This window comes from Paenibacillus sp. FSL R7-0198 (genome assembly GCF_038000415.1).
Lineage (GTDB): Bacteria > Bacillota > Bacilli > Paenibacillales > Paenibacillaceae > Paenibacillus.
Genome location: NZ_JBBOCB010000001.1, coordinates 6652751 through 6674249, shown reverse-complemented (window position 1 = coordinate 6674249; position 21499 = coordinate 6652751). Strand labels below are relative to the sequence as shown.

The window sequence follows — 21499 nt, the reverse complement described above, 5'->3', positions numbered from 1 at the left end:
TTATTAAATAAATAACAATTAACTTTATCTAAGTTGCGTTATTTAGTTTAAATAAACTTTATCGTTAAAGTTATGAAGTTATAATAAATTGAAAACGCTTACCAGTCAAGATCTTTTTACCATGATTAGGAATCATTTGTTTTTACATAACACAGCAAAAAAAGGCTCTCTCCCCTCACAATCGTTCGGAGAAAGAACCCTCTGTATTATTAACGAAAGTTAACTCTTGTTTATCTGTTATTTATCTGTTGTTTAATCCCTGATTTAGTCTAAGTGTCTTCCCTAACTCCCGCCAATACCACACCAACCCGGTACTGTGGTCTCACCCGAATCTCATTAAACTTCCCGATCTCCACACCCTCAAATCGCTCCACATAAGCCTGATTCACATAACTCTCAGTCGTCCCTTTTCGAATTGGGGTTACAGACAGACGAAGCGCGTGATCAGCCAACAAATGACGGGATTGCTTCAAACCAAGCAGCCAGCTATGCCCATAGTGAATATGATCTGTTAACATCTGATGATGAATATGTGCTGCTGCAACATCTCCTTCATAATCAATCTCAACCCACACGTCATTTACTTGTTCCGGCCACGCTGTGTCCAATCTCAGTGTTGCTGCATACTCTTTGGGGTAATCAACCTCTACAGCAGGCTCGTAAGGCGAAACTTGGAATGTGTACGTAACGAATATTCCCTGCTTCGACTGGGATGACACAGCATATTTCGAAGCTGAAACATGCTCTGGAGCCGGATAAAAGGATACCTCCATCTCTGGTTGCTCCACAGATGTACATAGGAGCATCTCATTCTGTACATACAGATGACTGCTGCTAATTACAAGCCTTTCTTCTCCGCCCACACGGAAACGGTAGGCATGTAATGCCTCTTCACGGGTCAATGTAATGATTCGTATGACTATACCGTCCGATGTTGTGATTCGCAGATGATGGTCCTTGCCGGCAATCGGATGTATCACAACTTCATTCCCCTGCTCTGAAACAGTGCCTTCGGGCATATCCACATTTGTAACAGATGATGCATCCATAACATACTCAGGCGCCATACCTTCATGGGCATAAAAGACAGCCGCAAGCTCCTGATTTACCATAAATCGGGTCAGTGGCTGAACGGTAGCACTAATGATCTTCATTCCATTCAGATTCATATGGAAAGGCAGAATGGCCGCCATGCCGGATTTCAGCTGCATCTTTCCTTCTCTTGGATAGGAAGCAGTCCCTTTGCTGGTATGCAGTTCCAATTGAATATCTCGATCAGGCATCGCCACATGATCCTGATAATTATTCATGAACAGGAATCCTGAGCCATCTTGTTGGCGAACAGACCAACGCAGATCCATCGTGTTCTCCGGTGTTATCGCATGTTGACCATCCGGTACAACACAGCCCATTGGTGCAAGGAACTCACCGTATGCTTCCAGGAACATGGACAAGGTACGAATGCGGTCATACGATTCACCAACACGTCCAAATTCCCCGAGTGGCGATTGATAATCATACGTCATTTTAGGCAATGCCTGCTCGTTCATATATGAATTTTTGCCTATTGGATTGGTCCCCCCGTGATACATATAATACCCAACCAGATTGCTGCCGTTCGCAAGTTTCACAATGGTCATCGCCTCAACACTGTCTGCATCAACAACCGGACGAGCGTGATAACTGACCTGCATGCCACCAGCAAGCTCGCAATACGCAGCAGGATACTCCAGACTGTCATAATCCACTTCTTCCACAGGATTCATATGCAGATCCCGGAACAGATACTCCCGGCTTGGAGGCTGATTGGGAATCCATGGTGTGTACGCATACCCCGCTAGCATCGGTAATGTTCCTTCTTCAGGCACCGCAGCATTGCCCCAGGCCGTGGCAGTATAGAACATCGGCTTCATACCGACTTCTTCGGCAATATGGCGAAGCATCTGCAGATGTTCTCGTCCATCCCGGCCGGAGGAAATGTACTTATCACGTGTATACCCCCATGCATCCATGGGTGCGCCAGCGTGCATGTACTCATTTTCCAACTGTACCCCGATAACAGGGCCACCCTCCTGATAAAAACAGCCGTTGAGCTGACGGGCAATCTCCCGGTATAATCGCTTGGCGTAATACAGATATCCTTCATCGTTCGACCTGACTTCGAATGGATAACTGAATAGCCAATCCGGCATTCCACCATTACGCACTTCTCCATGACAGAATGGACCAATTCGCACGATCAGCGGCAGCTCATGTTTGCCACACAGATCCACAAAGTGCCGCAAATTCAGGTTTCCTGACCAATTAAATTCCTCTTCCTGCTCCTCGTGAAAATTCCAGAAAACATAGGAAGCGACAATGCTCACCCCGCCTGCCTTCATCTTCAGTAATTCTTCTTCCCACTGTAAGTAAGCGAATCTGGAGAAATGAAATTCACCTACCACAGGAATATGGGGTTTAGCATTACGAGTCATATAATAGTTGGTAAAATCATACGATTCCCCTCGTGGGCTTTTGCCGCCACTGCCAGTCATGCGACCCGCATGAATGTCCTTATCTTCCGCGTCCAAAATAAAGCGAATATGGCTTCCTGCTATACTATCGTTCATGGATTATATAACTCCTTTGATATAGATGGGATATGGTAGAATCGATTATCAATTATCGATGGATGATTGCCCCTTGATGATTCGGGTTTTTCTCCAGTACCCGCTCCAACTCAAGTTTGGCTTCACTCGTCCGACCCAGTCCCAGAAGACCCAATGCCCGCATATACCGGCAATGTTCTTCATTTCGCTGATTGAGATCGTCGTCGAATACTAGAAAATCGGGCAGAGATACCGCAAAATAATCCATTCGGATGTGATCATGCATATGTCTTTCGGCATAATCAATCAGTTTGTTAAAGCGCCTGTTTGCTTCCTTCACATTGCCAAACTTCTGCCAGGCCAGTCCCTGATAATAGATCGATTCCGGCGGCTGATCATTATAAAACATCGCGCTTGTCGGTTCGTTCAGACCGATTGAGGCTCTGTGGAAATTCTCCTCTGCAGCGTGATTATTCTTCAGTTGCTGGTAGGCACAGCCAAGATAAAAGTAAACGGGGTTATCTCCGGCTCCCTCCAATTTACCTTCACCTAAGTTCTCCGGGTAAACCAAAGCCTTCTTCAACAGCTCCAATGCTAGTTCAGGTTGTTGTTTCTCCAGATTTCGCTTTGCCAGTTCCGTCAGTGCCGTAACATATTGTCCTGTTACCTTACCTTCTCCACCCTCCCATGGATGAAACCGCCGGGTCTGAAGGGCATTCCATGCTTCTTGATGACTACCTTGCATATTCAATAAAGTCACCCACTCGATATACAGATCATCACGGTGGTGAATCAACTCCATATGTTGTTCCAGCAATTTGATTCGATGCTCGCAGGAATACCCTATCTTCTTGTGCAATTGATCCAACTCGTAGAAGATTCGGGCATCCTGTGAATCCAACCGGAAAGCTTCCTCTAATGATGCCAGTGCAAGATCAGGGCGATTCAGCTTGTTATAATAAGCCAGTCCCAGATTCCGATGTACAGTCGAATATGCAGCATTCACCTCGCGTGAAGTTTCCCAATGGGTGATTGCTTCCTCGTAGCGTTTATGATCATATAACCAATTTCCCAGGTAATAGTGAGCACGCGCATCATTCGAATCCACTGCCAATGCATCCTGAAGCACCATGAATTCAAATAACGTATTAGGAAAACAATAATCCGTTGGAGCAGCTTCCCCCTGCTTTTGACATTCCCGAGCCCGCTCCACATCCCCCAGCTGACGATACAAGTAGGCCTGAGCATAACCAACCATAGGATAAGGCTGTGAATTTTCGGATTCAACATACGAGAGTACCGTCAGTGCTTCTTCCCACAATCCACAATCCGCGTAATCTGCGGCTAGATTCAGATAATTATAAACGTCTCCTCTCATCAGACGATGGAAATGCTCACGTGTTTGCCCCGCTTGTTCTCTCTCTGAAGGTGCAGTTGCTCCGCTGTAGATCAGGACTAATTCATGTGCGGCTCCAAATTCAACCGGGTCCAGTGCCAACGTCTCACGCGCATATTGGATTGCCTGCTTATCTTGACCCAATCTACGCAGCAAAGCCACCTTCAGATGTCGAGCCTTATAATTTCTGGTGTTACGAATCAGCGAACGTTCGATGTGATCCAATGCTTCGAGGTCTCGATGTAACGCCGTATCGATCTGAGCAAGCATGCAATACCCCGTATCCTGATACTGTGCAGACCATACGGCTTTATACAGTGCTGCGTAGGCTTCTTCCTGTTTCCCCTGTAATTTCAAACTCAGACCGAGTTGGTAAAAAGCTTCACTATCATATGGATTCGTATTTTTCCACGTCAGCGATTGAACGGACTGTCTGAAATACTTCTCTGCATCTTGAAACAACCCTCTGTGCAGCAGCAATGTGCCATACGCAATGTTTAGACGAATATCCGTTGCATCACGCTTCAACCCTTCCAGATAATAAGGTTCTGGTTCATACGTGGCATGCCGATATTGCTCCAAATGAAGACCAGCCAGATATAGTTGTTCATTCGTACGAATCTCGGATGGTAGCGGGAGTGCTGTGGCCGGATCTGGAACTTCCTGAATCTCAGAACGTTCAGGCTGATAGGCCACGAGTACTCTTCCTTCCCCACTTCGAACACTTAACTTCAACTGATGCCATTCATCTTGTCCGCTCCACGAGAATGAAGATTTATATAGTTCCGTAGGTGAGATATTACATCTCTCATGGAGATATACCGTGGTTGGACCTATCACTTCAACGGTCACTTGTTCAAAAACCGACGTCGCATATACCATCACGGTTACCATTCCGGTCGTTTCATCCTTTTCCAGATTAACCGCTGCATCAATCGATGCATTTTTGATCATACCAATTCCTTTATACGGCATAAAATACTGCGAGAATGATTTTGCTTCATAGGGCTGTAACCACGTAAAATCAGGCTGATTATCGGTATAGATCCCGGTCATTAATTCAATATAAGGTCCATCCTCGTCCGTTAACTGGCGATCCCAAGCTTGCCCGAATTCCCCGTTCCCCCAGGTCCATTGCTTCTTGCCCGGAGAAATATGATGATTGGCTACATGCAACAAACCTGCCTGAACCCCGTGGTCATAACCCCCTACAAAATTATAATCCGACTTATACGCCATATAGGATGTTGGAACTGGTATGTTTTTGTATCGCGAGATATCCACACCTTCGGAATAGTCCATCTTGTAATAGGTTCCGGTTGCGATGGGGAAGCGGGATACGTCCCGTTTTCCGTGGTCCAGCACAGCTGTTACATCAGGCGGAAACACGGATTGCGTATGATCGTTGACGGCTACAGCCGGGTTGGCCCACCATAGAAAAGTTTGAGGTGCGCTGGTGCGATTGTATACCTCGGCATGGATTTCAAGATAGGCTTTGCCGGGATGTAATGTGAAGCCAGCGGTCATTTTGGTACCATACATGCGATCAATCTCACCCACCCACACGGTAGCGCTTCCATCTTCATTACTGCCAAATGTATAATCTACTGGACCAAACGTGTTGGGCCGATGATGCTGTGGCCAGTTGAATTCAATTCCTCCGGAAATCCATGGCCCTGCCAGACCCACGAGCGCAGGTTTAATCACCCGGTTATAATATACAAAATCGTAGTTGTTGGTCCGATCCAGCGCACGATAGATCCGTCCACCCAGTTCGGGCATCATCTCGATACGTACATATTCATTTTCGAGAATAATTAATCGATACGATTTCATTTGGGCCTTATCTTCAATGCTGTCGATCACAGGATACGGGTACACCTTACCCGAACTTCCCTGGTAGATTCTCTTTTCAAGAAACATCGGATTTTTGTCCGGTTTACCTGTACCATAGGTTGGGATATCTCTGGTTTCTTCCCATATGCGAACGTTTAATTTTGCTGTCACGTGATTCAATTCCCTCACTCCTCGGCCTCGTATATATTGTGATCATACGCTCCGACATGCAGGAAGAACATTGACATTAAGCGGTTCTTGATGGACGATCTTCGGATTCCCCCATAACCAAAGAGAGTACCGATCCACTGAATAATGCAGTGATAGGTACTCTCTGATCGATCTTGATTAACTTATCTGCGACGTGCAAAATCCACAAATCTGAACTTGTCCGGTCGATGCCTCGACTCCGTATACTGAAATTGACTGGCATCCTCCAGGTACACCTGGCTCCTCACCACAACCACATTATGGAACCCTTCAAGGTCAAGTAGTTCCCTGTCCTCAGCGGTTGGTTCTTCCACCAAAATCTCTTTTTTGGCAAACGAAATGGAAAGCCCCAACTCTTGTTCAATGTACTCATAGATGGAATCATTACAGATCTCTTTGCTGAGCCCAGGAACAAGCCGCTGGCTGATGTAATCTTTGTCCAGTATGACATGCTCTCCATCCACTTTGCGCACACGTCTGATTTCCCAGACCTGTTCATTCAGACCAAAGTTAATTTTTTTGTGCAACGCCTGATCAACCTGTTTCTCCTCGAAAACCTTCACATACGTTTGAGCACGATGTCCCATTTTTTTGGCCAATTCCTTGAAGCTAACCAGACCTGAGATGGGAAAATCGATCTTGCGTATGTCCAGTACAATCGAACCCTTGCCTTGAATCTTCTGAATATAACCTTCTTCATACAACATTTTCAATGCTTTGCGAATAGTCTCTCGAGACGTTTGATAACTTTCCGATAGATCCAGTTCCGATTGAAGCAGCGTCCCTGCCTCAATCTCTCCGGTCCGAATACGATCTGCAATATCTTCATATATCCGGATAAATTTATTATTCATTATTCATCACCATTGTTCATTACCCTTTTTTTATCATATTGGCAACCATTATAGCATTAAAAACCAATCAAGCGGTAATGTCGTTACTAGCGATGCTTGCATTCTCACATGTAAGAATCAATTCAATTTAGATATGACGATCGAACGCTGACGCTTTCTTCACTTGATCTGTACGGTTCTCATCCATGACTTGAATCAGCTTATTTAAGCGGAAGATCAGCGCTGCAGCTTCGGATCTGCTCAAATGCTGCATGGGACGGAAGCTGCCATCTTCATATCCGGTAATCATGTACAAACCTGCAAGTTCCTGCACTTCTTCTTTGGCCCAATATGATACATCAGTCTGGTCGGTAAACGCTCTTGGGGAAGTCAGCGGTTCCGGTCTGATTTTACGAACAACATTTGCTATAATCTTGGATGCCTGTTCACGTGTTACCAGTGCATACGGAGCGAATTTGCCGTTCCCCATCCCTTGAACCATCTCATGATGAACGGCTGCCTTAATCTCAGGAGCGAACCAATCCTCATCGTTCACATCCTGGAATCCATGCTGTTGATTGACCATTGTGTCCACACCTATCAAACGCACGATTAATGCGGTAAACTCTGCACGTGTGATCGGACGGCGTGGTTCGAAGCGAGTTTCACTTACACCTTGAATGATATTTTGTTCCGCCAGCCAGGTGATCTGGTCTTTATTAAATGTTTGGCTGATATCAATAAATTTGATATTTTTTTTCGCAGGTAACTCAGGTTGCTCATCAGAAGGTTCAGGTTGTGGACTCACCTCATCGGCTTTTACCGAAGTACCTGCTGGATTTGAAGCTGTACCACTACCGCTCCAAGCGGATGGTGGATACGGAAAAGTCATGGCTGCGGCCCGTTTGCTTTCACTTTTCTCACCTGCTGAATTCTCCGTCCATACTTCCACCTCATAATGCTGCTCGGCATTCAGCCCTGACCATACATAACTACGCTCGGTGCCACGGTAGATCTCACGATCTTTATGGGTGATCACAATCAACTCATTCATTGAATCCAGTTCCCAAGTTAGCTTAATCGTATTCGTACCTTGCGCTATGGCTGCTACTGTCAGTTCCTCGGAAGGCAACGTCTCGAATTCCGGAACCTGGAGCGCCTCACCCTCCCCTGCCTCATTAAATGGAATGATTGCAAAGTCAGTATAACGCTCTGCACTGTTCAAATCAGATACATGTATGGATGTCTCCGTTGTCGTTCCGATAAGCTCTTCATTTCGATAAACTCGATAACCCGCAGCACCAGGAATCAGCTCCCAAACGATGTCTGCACCATTCATTGAACGTCCCTCTACTACAGGTGATGAAGCAGCACTACCGGGCAAAGTCATTGCATGAAGGTAATAACCCCCATTACTACTGCCCGAGGGATTCATGGTCTTCACTGTATAGATATAGTTCACGCCCGGTTCGAGTTCCTTGTCGTCATAGAACAGTTCGTCTGCAGGAATACGAGCAACCTCTACACCATCCCGTTCAATGATAAACAACTCGGCACCTTCGACCCGGCTCTGTTCCAATATAAGACGAATGTGGTCCTTCGCCGAATGATACTCCACTTTGACAGGAGCTGCTGGCTTGGTCAGGACAGAATCCGCCAGCTTCTCCGATGCATCTCCCTGATCATTCTCTGTGTAGATTTGAATCGGGTACTGCTTGCCTGCATCTAGTTGCTCAACAATAAACTCTTTTGTTTTGCCTCTATATACTTCAGTACCATTTAGCAATACAACGAATGTTTCGTTCCCATAAGGAAAGTCCCATTCCAGTTTGGCGTGATCAGTCTCGGGGTATATCTTCATTTCCAGTGAATCAACATGAGGCAAGGTGTAAAAAGGAGTCACGGTCACTGGGCTTCCTGAACCAGCCGTATTATAAGGAATAATCTGTACCTGATCATATCGGGTTGCACTCTCCAGATGAGTTAATTTCACCTCTGTGATATCACCTTCTTCAATAGTGGTGAACATCTGATCTCCGATACGTATGATATATCCCTCCGCCCCTTGTACCTTAGGCCAAGAGATCAATCCCCCCTTTTCTCCAATCTTGCTTGCATGTAAAGGTTCATGAATGGTCGCTGGCAACGTTCGTAAGTAAACTTCGAAACCGGAATCACTCTCTCCCGTTGCATTGGATGTTTTGATGGTATACGTGTAATGCTCTCCTGGTGTCAGTCCATGATCTTCAAATGAAGTTTGATCTGCTGGAACCTTAGCGACTTCAACACCATCCCGCATAATAATGAATTGCTCTGCTCCCCGTGTGGAGCTTCCAGTCAGGTCCAGTACCGCAGTCTTATCTGTGATGTGTGTTATGCCTGCCGTCTGAGGTGATATGGGTTTCGTTAAAACCTGAATCTGAATAGACTCTGACCGATGACCATCTTCATTAATCGCAACAAGTTCGAATTCATACGCTGTGCCATCCAGCATGCTATTGAGATGTACAGACGGTTCAGACACGCTCTGTACATCTCCCGTTACCCGATTGCGAATCTCATATGCAACAGCTCCCTGAACAACCTCCCAAGCCAGATCCACCTGATGTGTTCCTGCTTTCACTGTGATATCTTCTGCAACCAATGGCAACGTTTGAGTCATTATACTGAACGTAAGCGGCGCACTCGTTCCACTCGCATTAACTGCCCGAATCACATATGTGTATTTCGTTCCTGGCGACAGATCCTTGTCTACGAATTGGGTTTCACTTGAATCCATCTGAGCGATCTCTCTTCCATCCCGTTCAATGACGTAATGATCTGCCCCTTGGACACCTGTGTTGCTGAAATCCAGACCAAGGCTGTTTTTTGCCACATCATATACTGCAACCTTAACGGGTTTCTGAGGCAAAGTCAGTAGGGATACCTCCGTCGCTTCAGAACGAGTTCCCTGTCTGTTGACCGCCCATAGTTGATAGCGATGCCTCGTTCCATCCTGGAGCCCTGTAATCGTTGCTTCATTCTCCATTCCTCTATAGATCTCCTTGCCATTCTGCTCAATCACGTATTCAGTGGCACCTTCCACGAGAGACCAGGAAACTTTTGCATGATGTACTCCTGGATCAACAAGTACTTCGGCAGGAGACACAGGTTTGGACAATCGGATGAGCTGCGCTGTCTCACCTGGACCAGAAGCATTCGTAGCCTGAACTTGCAAAGCGTACTCTGTACCTGGCAATAATCCCTCAACCTTGTAGGCCTGTTCTGATGTTCTGCCCACTTCTGTTCCATTGATTTTCACAATATAGAGATTCGCCGTATCTACAGCTTGCCATGCAAGTCCCATACTTGTCTCATCAGTCGATGTGACAATTAGCCCTTCCGGCCTGCTAGGTAGCGTAAGAATTGTACTACTGGTGGATGCACCGTACCCGGCAGCATTGCCCGCCTGTACTTCATAGGTATACTCACGACTGTTTGACAGATGGCGAACCGCGAGTTGTGTATCTGATATCTCATGGCTCTGTCCATCGATGACCACCCGATATTTCGTTGCCCCAGCTACAGGCTCCCAGCTCAAGATTGCTCCCTGTTCAGTTACTTGAACAACGTGAAGTCCCGACGGGCTCTCCGGTAGTGTTGTTCCTGATACCGAACTGCGTATCCCCTGTCCACTTCCGTTCACTGCTTGTACATCCAGTTGATAAGATGTTCCTGAACTCAGTCCCGCAAAGACCCATTCTTGGGTTCCAGCAGAAACCGTTCCCGACTTCTCTCCATTCAACCATAACTCATAACGATCGGCTCCTCGTACTGCTTCCCAATTCAGACGAAGGCTCGCTGTGGAAGCATCGGATACCTGTAAGCCGGACACTTGCCCAGGTAAAGTCTTGAGCAAAGGTAATCCTGCCAAGGGCCCTGGGCCTGTCTCGTTTCCGGCAATCAACGCATAGCTGTACTCCGTGCCACTATCCAGACCTGAATCCAGATACTCTGTCTGCTCTCCTTCATATATAGCTGTTCCATCACGCGAAAGACCATAATACGTTGCAGAAGTCACCGTATCCCACGTTAATGAAATATCATGCTCCCGAATCTGAACGGCCATAAACTCACCGGGCATTGCCGGCAGTGTGAGAAATCCGGTCCTACTGCTACCACCTGCGCCACTTTCATTCATTGCCGTTACCGAAATGTTATGAATGGTTCCTGGAACGAGGTTGCTGACATAGGGAAGGCTACCAGGATCAGATACCTTCTGATCAAATACGGTGGCACCGTCCGAAGTAGTCGCGATGATGCGGTAAGCATCCGCTCCTCGTACTGAATCAAATTGAATTTCGGCCAAATTGGGTTGCGAATCTACTTTTCGAACGCGCAACGTTCCGGGAGCTGCCGGGATAGTTAATACTTGAGCGCTTACTGCATCACTTACTCCGGTATGGTTTCTCACTCTAACTTCATATTCATAGACCTGACCACCACTTAGAGAGTGATCGATTATACTGTGGTTAGGATAATCCAGTGTCCATGACTGTCCTGTTGTTTTATTCGTTATCTCATACTGATATCCATCGGTATACCTTTCCCCAGTTGGCAAGTCCACTGTAAGTTCAGCTGATGTCTCAGCGATCTGTGTCATTCTCACATGATTCGGTTGCTGGGGCTTGCGTTGAATATGGTAAGGTGATGATGTTGTCTCATATGTATTCCCTGCTCTGTCCATGGTTTTCGCATGGATGTACCATATGCCTTCCGATTCGATGGATATTTTATGCTCGTCAGAGCGAGCTTCAAGCCAATGCTCCGGTGATTCTGCACTGTTCGTAACTTGATAGAATCGTTCCAGTTCCTGAATGCCTGAGTGGGCATCTGCATATTGAATGGTGGTGGATATGTCCATGTCCGTCCAGCCATGTCCGTTCGGTGCAAATGTAATCGTTGGAGCCATCTGATCCACATAGGCGATTCGACTGACTTCCTTGCTCACATTGCCAACGGTATCCCTTGCTCGCGCCCGAATGGTGGTAGCTCCGTTTGTACTAACTGTACCTGTATTTCCTGTCATATACGGAGCATCATTCAAGCTGTATTCATAGGATATCGCTCGTTCATCCACACTACCAGCGATATTAAATTGCACATGTTCTTTACTCCATCCAGAAGAACTTAAACTAATCACCGGCTCGGTTGGAGCTGTCGTGTCGATTCGAACCTTAGCCTGAGCGGACGTGCTTATATTGCCCACACGGTCAAGTGAGCGTGCATATACGATCGTTTCTCCCTCATCGGTAACCGTCACTTCGCCCGTGTAATCGATCCAGGGACCTTCTTTGTTAAGTCGATATTGGCTCTTGGCAAGCCCACTGCCCGTATCTTCACCACTGTTTATCGCAAAAGTTACATCCTGATTCGTCCAATCCTCTTCACTTAACGTAATCGTTGGTTGCTCAGGCCCAGTCTTATCGATTCTGGCTGTTGCCGAAGTGGAAGCACTGACATTGGAGGCCCGATCGACACTTCGTGCATAAATCTCCGTTATTCCTTCTTCACTGAGTGTAAAAGGGGTCCTGTAGTCGATCCATTCTCCCTCACTTCCCAGCTTATACTGTGTCAGACCAATGCCACTTGCTTCGTCCATACCCTCCGTTAATGTCACAATTACTGCCGCTTTTGTCCATTCGGGCGGATTCAAAGAGATAACAGGTGGTGTTGGTGCCGTCCGATCTACCCTGGCTGTCACAGCCGTTTCCTGTCCTGTATTACCAAACGTATCAATACTGCGTGCCATAACAGTTGTGTTGCCTTCACTGCTTACGGTAAACGGAGCGCTGTATTCACGCCATTCTCCTGCCTGACCAACTTTCACTTCAGTCTTCTGAGTTCCGCTCAAGGCATCCTTTCCTTCTTCGACCGTGACGAGAACATCTTCCTTAGTCCATGAGGATGGAGTGACTGTAACAGACGGAGCAGTTGGACCCGTCGTATCTTTCATCATCTCTCCAGCGGATATAAATGGGGTCTGTATCCCTTCTCCATTCAATGCCGCCACAAATACTTCATATTTTCCGTCCGCGAGTCCGGTCAGGGCAAACGCTGTACGTGTGGAAGTTGTTGTTCCCGTTCCGAGTACTTGCCCACCTGGACTGCGTATTTCCGTTTTGTAATGGGTGCCTGCAGGATTTCCATTATTATTCCAACTCGCTGTAACGGAGTTGCCTGATTGTGTCACAGCTGCAGCAGCGGGTGGATTGGCCAATGTATATTTGGTGGATGGACTAGAGTACCCCGTGAAGGAACCACTTGAATTTTTGGCCCGTACGGCAAAAGAATAACTGGTATTCGGAGTGAGCCCAGTCACCTGCCGACTGTTTGATGTACCTGTATCCACGATCTGATTCGTCGTCATATTCTTCAGCTCATACGTAACGGAGGCATCATTCGCCTTCTTATCCCAGTTCACCGTCAAGTTATTAGGGTTAACCAATGTATACGTCGGCGTTCCGGGCACAACAAAACTTCTTACCGTAAAGTTAACGGTGCCTGCTGAGGACACCCCACCTTTGTCATCCATGACCCATACTTGTAATGTGTGTGTGCCATCTGGCAGGGTGTCAGGCAAAGTGTAATTGGTGTTGAAAGACTGATTAGAACCCGTTGCGGTCATCTGGGTCAGAATGTTCTCGGACCCACCATCAATGGACCATTTTACGGTCAATAGGTCGCCTACATCCGTATCTCGCGTTGTACCAGAGATCTGAAGTTGCTCGCCTTTGTAATAGGTTTGACCTGAAGAGGGTGCTGTTAAGGTAAATGAAGGTGGAGCATTTTTGGGGCCGATCCCCACAATGGTTGAAAATTTGCGTGAAGCCTGATTTACTGTTGACTTGGCGTCCCACCAAAATTGTGCAGCTGTATCACTCGCCGTAACGGTCTGGGCTGGAGTGAATGCTGAAGGTGAAGACCCTCCTGTGAGTTGGGCACTGTCTGGACTGCTGTACTGGCCCATATATATGCGATCTGCATTCACAACATTGTACGTATTCGCATAAAAAGCCGTGACCTGAACACCACCGCTATAATTGCGCCATCCATTCTCGATGACTTCAAACGGAGATGCATCATTGCCATTCACCATCGTATCCCAATAAAATGTTCCACCCAAATTCAGTGCCGTTCCACTACGGTTGATAGCTTCCAGTTCAACCTTCATGTACCCACCTTGTGAGGTAGCATTAACGATAGATACACGCAAAATATATTCCACATTGTCCTTTTGCCGGGACATTTCAATCACATTATTGTTAATTCGGTAATAATTCAGCGGCAATGTTTTGAAGTTCACGGGAGATCCGTTATGGTCGATAATGGTGGATACATTCCCTGTATCGCCACCGTAAAATACATTTGTGTTTGGTAGTAATACAATTCTGTATTTACCGTCACTGTTCATCTCCACTTTCACCTTGGAAGACTGTACAGCCTTCATGCTGGACGTATCGGATACAATCCCGATTGTTTCAACCGTTTCAGCCATTACCGTGGCTGCACCCCATTCAAGCAACAGGGCTTGAGGTGATAATAACGCAAATGCCAGCACCACTTTGGTTAACTGTTCCGCTTGTTTCTTCACACGTTTTCCTGATTTCTTCAACGTCTACTCTCCTTTTTGGCACACAAAAAAAGGAGGCACCCCAACAAAGGAACGATGTCCTAAGTTGGGGTGCCTCCCCTAACAAGTGTTATTTTTTCTTGATTATAACGATTAAGCGCATGAATGTAAACACTTGATCATGAACGCCTTACTTCTCATTTCTCATCTCTGATCTTTAATAACGCTTCGTCCAGTGCACCAACGACCTTGTCACACCATACATCAAATTCCGGATCTTCGGTCTGTAATTCAGGATGGGCCAGAATATGCTCAATCGTGCTTCGAATGCCCTGATCGGCTCTTGTCGTTGCTACAAATTCCGGAACAAGCCGCTTCAGCTTACTGTTGTCAAACACAACGGTATTGGCTTTGTCCCCAAGCAAACCGCCGCGAAGATCCTGATCACTGCATGCTGCCAAGAACTCGGAGGGTACATGTACCGCATGAAGCTTAGCGCCCAACACGCCGGCTATAATCTCATGAATCTGATTCCAGGTGACGGATTCGTCCGAGGTGATATGTACTGATTCACCAATGGCATGGATATTACCCATAAGCCCGATAAACCCTTTGGCAAAATCAGTATTGTGCGTAATGGTCCACAGTGAGGTACCATCTCCATGGATGATAACGGGTTTGCCTTCACGTATACGCTTGAGAACCTGCCAGCTGCCTTGAGCACCATGAACACCGAGAGGTACCGATTTGTCGCCATACGTATGGCTCGGACGCACAATGGTCACCGGGAATCCGTGCTCACGATATTGTTTCATCAGATAGTCTTCACAGGCAATCTTGTTGCGAGAATACTCCCAGTATGGATTTGATAAAGGCGTACCTTCCGTGATCCGGTAATCAGCCAAGGGAGTCTGATACGCTGATGCTGAACTTATAAATATAAACTGCTTTGTTTTATCCTTGAACAAACGGTAATCTCTCTCCAGTTGAGACGGTACAAAAGCGATAAAATCTGCCACAACATCAAATTCCAGATCAGCTATCAGTTCCGCTACACGTGGCTCGTCATTAATATCCGCTTGAAGTACGTTGACTTCCTTAGGTAAGTCATGGTTATGATTGCCTCGATTAATCAGATACAGTTCACAGCCTTGCCGTGCAAGCATCTCCGTAATGGCCGTACTAATGGTGCCTGTCCCTCCAATAAATAGCGCTTTCATTTTTGCCACCTCCTGATCGATTTTACCCACTTTCCCATGATATCACGCACCAAAAAAAGGAGCAAAGCTCGGTGACCCGAAACCATGCTCCTTCTGCTTATACGACCTTAATCGTTGCGTATATCATATACATACCGCAGTGAATCTCGTATTCTCCCTTGGGCAGATCTTTGTCGACCGTATAATAATTAGGTCCCTTTTGCATGTATAGATCCATGCCAAGCTTTTGTGATCCGACTGATTTGACATGTGTCACCGAGCGGGTCAGAATAAAGTTGATTTTAGTCGGTACGCCAGCTTTCACCTCGATAACGTCTGGTCCAAAACCATCGTTACTTACGTCCACATCAATGACTTCATATCCCTTCAAATCCTCCGCTGTCTCAGCTTGTGCAGTTACAGCACTTCCTGATCCGGGGGATAAGTCTTTGCCCATAAAATAAACCAAAAATGATCCAAGCAGTACAACAACGGTCAGGCCCAGCGTTAACCAAGGCCATGTTTTTCCAAACCAGCTTTTCATATAAACACTCCTCATTCGATGTCCCATCAATAATCAATCAACAGACGGATGTATTCTTTAAGCATACCTGATTCGCATGACAATGAAAATGACCCCTCTGGGCTATTGCGGTTGAGCCGTATAAATTGAACTAGTGAATATTTACACTGGACACTCCGATGACAGAACAACCTTCCGATCGCTGTTATCCCCAGATTTTTTGATTTCCTTTTCAAAGGGTAAAATCCGGGAATAAAGGCGCACGCTTCGCTTCCTCAGGTTATTTCTATCCTCTCCGTTTCGTGTAAATGTTTAGTTCAATTTATCTAGAATATTTCATTAAAAAAAGCCTGATTTCTCAGGCTTTACTACGGTTATTCCCGTTAAGGCTTCCCAATATCCCTTTTTGTATAACTCAGGAATAGATCGGTTTACTGCGACTGCGACTTCGTCTCATGCGTAATTTATACAACTCTGGCAGGGCTACACCAATGAGCACAATGATAACTCCGAACCATTGCAATCCGCTGACATGCTCATGGAGCACGATTGAGGATAACAATACTGCAATTGGAAGCTCCACTGCACCCAAGATTCCGGCCATGTCACCACCAATATGCGGAACGCCGATAGCGAACAGTACTGGTGGAATAAAAGCCCCGAAGAATCCAAGTAACAATCCAAATACAAGCAACTGGCTCCAGATCAATCCGTTAAAGAGGAATGTCGGCGGGAACAAAATGCACAGCAGGATCAATCCGCCTGTAACCATCCACGCACTGCGGAAGGCTGGATGCGCTGAAGGAACCGCTTTGCCGCTAAACAAGACAAACAGGGAATAACTTACAGCTGCCATTAGTCCGAGAGCAATACCCAGACCGTTGAACTCACCCAATCCTTGTTCCAGGAAACCCGCTGCCAGCAAGGTTCCACCAAACAGAATGATCAACGTCAGGAACGTGACTTTGTCTGGACGTTGACGTTTGCTAATCGCCTGAATCAATACGCTAATCCATGTGAACTGGAACAACAGGATTATGGCAAGTGAAGCCGGGATATAACGTAAAGACTGATAATACACGAGACCTGTAATTACCGTTGGTGTTCCGGCAGCCATCAATAACAGACGTTGTTTCCACGTCAACCGTTTGAATACCTGTGCCACGGCTCCTGATGCTTTGCCATTTGCCTGTGACTTACGTTTTGTTCTAAATCTTGTGTATAGCGCCAGCATCCAGGATAGAAGAAAACCCGTGATCAACTGTGTTCCCACAACCTCTCCAAGTTTATATCCTTCGCCATACGCCAGAACCACAATCGTGGATAATATGCCATAGCTCATCGCTCCCGCGAGAACGGACAGATAATATTTCATTTGCGAATAAACCTCCTGATGATAAGAAAAATACGCCCGCATGTTGGTTCATGCCAAGGTCACAGACACCATCTAAATGCAAAAAATCCTAACTACTAGCAAGGAATACATTGATTCCTTGGCATCGTAGTTAGGAAGTATAGGCTTCCCGTAGAGACCCTCGCCCTGTGTACACTTTCGGCCTGCGAGGTTATACGAAATGATATATGCAATTTGATGTAATTCGTGTGTGACGACTTTTCATATATTACATGGGAGGTGAGATGGTGTCAACCCTATTCCGTATAAAAAGTTGAACTAAATTATTACACCGAGTCGCTTCAATTGCTGTACCATTCTTCACACACTATAATTACGCAAAAACGTCATGTTCGATTGGAGCCTGAAGAGTCCCACTCCAATGTTTGCTGTAAACCTGCCTTCAATCCATCCAGATCCAGCCCATCCACGGCAAAAGCCTCACGGATCAAAGGCGGCGCGACAAATTCATCATACTTGCCCAGATAAGGCGCTTCATCTTCAGCCAGTAACGCAGATGCGTCTTCAGCCGTTCGACACTCACTCATGATCTCGGCTAACAATGTTCGTTCGTCGACCTTGCCGGACACTACAAAATAATATGGCTCCATGGGCACAACCGAACGCAAGGCAAGTTTCTTGGACAGATTATGCTTCATCAGGCGCTCCAATGTACGGAATGATTTACTTCCCACCCAAGGAAGAACATACATCGAATCTCCCCCTGCCGGAATGACAACCTGCTTCAACAGTCCGCTTTCACGAGCTAGGCGGCGCGCCCGTTCAAGTCGATTGACGGCTTGTGGTGACAGGTAAGGATAGATCACTGAGTCAGACAACACTTCACGCATTTTCTGCACCACCGACGTATGAATATCTCCTCCCGCTCCAAGCCATAACGTATCTACTTTACCTTTTGCGGACTTCACATACACAGCCTTGTGCTTATGATCGACCTCTTCCACTTTCCACAGTTTGCCTGCGAGCGAAAAACAATAGCCAGGTGGGGGCACGGTTGTAATTGAACCAATCTCTTCGGAGCCGTTCAGTACTTTATGTTCCTCATCATCCTTAAACACCGCGTAGAAGCGATAATTATTCACGATTTTCTCACCTGTCAGACCGATAATCAATGTTCGATCCTCTGTCCATTGCAGGTGATCCGTCTCAATGAGGTATTTCAGGAAAACCTGATATTGATCAGGTCTTACCAACGCAAAGGGAGCCAGCGAAAGGATGGCATCTGCAAGATCTCTCGGCTCCGCCTCCCCCATACTTTTCAACATGCTCATCGTCTGATGGTAGAGCACACCTATGGGCATTTTGCGGGCTTCAAGCGGCTCGACCCACTTGGTTTTTACATATAGTTCAATAACAGCAATCGCACGCATCAAAGTCCACGGCATACGCGCTGGCAATTGCGCTTCCTCGTCCTCTTCCTCCGGACATACAAAAAGCATCTCTGATGCCATGTCCTCTCGTCTGCCTGATCGTCCCAGACGCTGTACAAAGCTGGACGCACTATACGGTGCACCGAGCTGAACCACACGTTCCAGTTCGCCCAGATCGATGCCCAGTTCAAGCGTGACCGTTGCCGCAGCAACCGCGGGCCCCGACCCGGTGCGCAGGGCAGCTTCTGTTTCCTCCCTCAGCATGGCGGAGATACTTCCATGATGCACATGGAACACATCACGTTCCTGTCTGCGAGCCGCGATCCGCCGCATCTCAAGAATGGTGACTTCTGCATCGGTACGGCTGTTGGTGAAGATCAACGCTTTTTTACGATGTGTGCTCTCATAAATGAAGTCGTAGTAGGCTTTGCGTGCGTTATGAAGCTGCTCCGCCTGCTCCTCGTCCTGCGCATCTGGAAAAGAGAAATGTTCCACCCGCAGTCGCAGCTTGCGACCGCCCGGGGACGAGACCACATCCACCCCCTGCTGCGTTCCAGCAGCAAGCCAAGATGTAGCCGTATCATAGTCACTAAGTGTAGCGGATAAGCCCACTCTTCGCGGTGTACAGCCAGCCATACGCTCGATTCTGGCAAGTTCGCTGAGTACTTGAATGCCCCGATCCGCTCCCATGAAAGCATGCACCTCATCGATGATGACATATCGCAAGTCATGAAACAGCGCCGGGATTGCATTAGGTCGATTCATGAGCAGACCTTCCAGCGATTCTGGCGTTATCTGGAGCACACCGGACGGATTTTTCATCAGTTTTGTTTTCTCCGCCTGAGGCACATCCCCGTGCCAATGCCAAACCGGAATATTCCCTTCGGATAACAGATCCTTAAGACGTTCGAATTGGTCGTTAATCAGGGCTTTCAAAGGTCCAATGTACAAAATGCCAACCGATTTTGAAGGCCGTTCATACAGCTCGGTCAATGCAGGAAAAAAAGCCGCCTCCGTTTTGCCGGAGGCTGTGCCTGCCGCAATCAGCATATGATGCGGAGTATGAAAACAGATATTGCAGGCCTCAATCTGAGCAGGCCGAAGCGATTCCCATCTTTTTTTATATATAAATTCCTGAACGAATGGTGCCAATCGATAGAACGGATTCTCACTCATAATTCAAACTCCGCCAGAAAGTCGTCCAACTCATCCGTATTTGCGGAAGCATCTGACCCTTTATCCGTTTCCTGAGGTTTGGCAACCCGCTCGCCAAGTAATTGAGTATATGTCACTTCAGGATTCTGATGGAGTGTATGCAGTACATCCATAAAGTCCCGTACCACTTCACGCGTGGTCAGCAATTCATCCGCCCCGAGTCGATTCACCGCCGTTTGCATAAAATCAATCAATTGTTCATCCGTCAGACTTGCGCTGTATCCAAAATGCAGGGCATGAATCTGCCGCAGCTTCTGGAGCAGAATCAGAATCTCTTCATGCGATAACATCGCCAGCTTCAGGATCGGTCCTGTGTAATTCGCATACGCTTTGGCTGCATAACGACCATCAATAAGCCTGGAGCGAAGCGCTTCATAGCTGTATAGTCCACGCCGTTCATCCTCGACAAATTGCGGCGTACCGCCTACAAATATGCCCAGATGCTCCGCTTTGCCCTGCATCGTATCATTAAACATCGTCAGCAATTTCTCATAGTTGCTTTGACGGGAGACACTGTTTGTAATTTTGTACAGATTCACCGCTTCATCAATGAACAACAGTAATCCTTTGTAACCAATGCGCGCTGTGAATTCAGACCACAATTTGAAGTAGTCATACCAGTTGTCATCATCAATGATAACCCCAACAGCCAGTTCTTTTTTTGCTTCCGTTTTGGTTGCAAATTCTCCTCGAAGCCAGCGAAGCGCCGCCTGTTTGCGATCATCATCAGCGAGCTTGTACCCATTCCAGTAAGAAGCCAGTACTTTGGCAAAATCAAAGCCGTGGACCAGATTCTGCATCTCTCCTGTCACCGCGTAGATCTGCTTCTCTACCTCAAGCGGCAGAGCGGGATCATCCGGGCGCAGGTTCTGACTCTGCATCGTGGATTGTTGCAGTCCTGCGATCCATTTTTGCAAAATTGGCTCCAACGCTCCCCCATCCGGGCGTGTGCGTGTAGACAGACGAGTCATCAGTTCGCGATATGTCGCAAGTCCCTGCCCTTTGGTTCCCACCAATCGTCGCTCAGGTGACAGATCCGCATCTGCCACAACGAAATCACGGTCCATCGCATAGTTACGAATCATCTGCAAAAGAAAGCTTTTACCGCTACCGTAACGGCCGGTAATGAGTTTGAACGCAGCGCCACCCTCCGCAATATTGTCCATATCCCGCAAAATGGCTTCCACTTCCGGTTTCCGGCCAACGGCAATCTGCTCCAGTCCAATTCTCGGGACAACACCCGCCGTTAATGAATTTACAAGTGCGGTGGTCAGCCGCTTTGGTATTTTAAGTTCTGTCACTG

The 21499-nt window shown here is 47.0% G+C and carries 9 protein-coding genes and 1 riboswitch; all 9 genes read right to left on the bottom strand.

The genetic code is table 11. The annotated features are described in order from the left end of the window. Positions 1–269: 269 nt before the first annotated feature. Entirely contained in the window at positions 270–2609 is a 2340-nt protein-coding gene (locus tag MKY87_RS29345; RefSeq protein ID WP_340967310.1) for a beta-galactosidase, read from the bottom strand. A 52-nt stretch (positions 2610–2661) separates the two neighbouring features. Beyond that, on the bottom strand, positions 2662–6000 hold the full coding sequence (locus tag MKY87_RS29340) for a DUF5107 domain-containing protein (RefSeq protein ID WP_340967308.1): 3339 nt from the start codon (positions 5998–6000) through the stop codon (positions 2662–2664). A gap of 173 nt (positions 6001–6173) precedes the next feature. Beyond that, positions 6174–6884 (bottom strand): trehalose operon repressor, encoded by a 711-nt coding sequence (treR, locus tag MKY87_RS29335; RefSeq protein WP_339784112.1) that lies wholly within the window; start codon positions 6882–6884, stop codon positions 6174–6176. A 127-nt stretch (positions 6885–7011) separates the two neighbouring features. After that, positions 7012–14517 (bottom strand): fibronectin type III domain-containing protein, encoded by a 7506-nt coding sequence (locus tag MKY87_RS29330; RefSeq protein WP_340967307.1) that lies wholly within the window; start codon positions 14515–14517, stop codon positions 7012–7014. A gap of 155 nt (positions 14518–14672) precedes the next feature. Continuing rightward, positions 14673–15695, bottom strand: a complete 1023-nt coding sequence (locus MKY87_RS29325) for an SDR family oxidoreductase (RefSeq protein ID WP_339784114.1) — start codon at positions 15693–15695, stop codon at positions 14673–14675. A 97-nt stretch (positions 15696–15792) separates the two neighbouring features. Continuing rightward, complete coding sequence (locus MKY87_RS29320) at positions 15793–16218, bottom strand: cupredoxin domain-containing protein (protein WP_165980157.1); 426 nt, start codon at positions 16216–16218, stop codon at positions 15793–15795. Between the two features lie 394 nt (positions 16219–16612). Then, complete coding sequence (locus MKY87_RS29315) at positions 16613–17572, bottom strand: EamA family transporter (protein WP_264933780.1); 960 nt, start codon at positions 17570–17572, stop codon at positions 16613–16615. 107 nt (positions 17573–17679) lie between these two features. After that, positions 17680–17790: riboswitch (purine riboswitch) on the bottom strand. Positions 17791–17937: 147 nt separating this feature from the next. After that, positions 17938–20157, bottom strand: coding sequence for a DEAD/DEAH box helicase (locus MKY87_RS29310; RefSeq protein ID WP_340967305.1), 2220 nt, complete (start codon positions 20155–20157; stop codon positions 17938–17940). Continuing rightward, the gene (locus MKY87_RS29305; RefSeq protein WP_340967304.1) at positions 20154–21497 is read right to left on the bottom strand and encodes an ATP-binding protein; all 1344 of its coding nucleotides are present in this window, start codon (positions 21495–21497) and stop codon (positions 20154–20156) included. The genes MKY87_RS29310 and MKY87_RS29305 overlap by 4 nt, the downstream gene beginning before the upstream one ends. Between the last annotated feature and the right edge of the window lie 2 nt (positions 21498–21499).

Coding starts and splice junctions, on each gene's coding strand:
- MKY87_RS29345 (WP_340967310.1), bottom strand. CDS start 2,609: ATGAACGATAGTATAGCAGGAAGCCATATTCGCTTTATTTTGGACGCG.
- MKY87_RS29325 (WP_339784114.1), bottom strand. CDS start 15,695: ATGAAAGCGCTATTTATTGGAGGGACAGGCACCATTAGTACGGCCATT.
- MKY87_RS29320 (WP_165980157.1), bottom strand. CDS start 16,218: ATGAAAAGCTGGTTTGGAAAAACATGGCCTTGGTTAACGCTGGGCCTG.
- treR (WP_339784112.1), bottom strand. CDS start 6,884: ATGAATAATAAATTTATCCGGATATATGAAGATATTGCAGATCGTATT.
- MKY87_RS29315 (WP_264933780.1), bottom strand. CDS start 17,572: ATGAAATATTATCTGTCCGTTCTCGCGGGAGCGATGAGCTATGGCATA.
- MKY87_RS29310 (WP_340967305.1), bottom strand. CDS start 20,157: ATGAGTGAGAATCCGTTCTATCGATTGGCACCATTCGTTCAGGAATTT.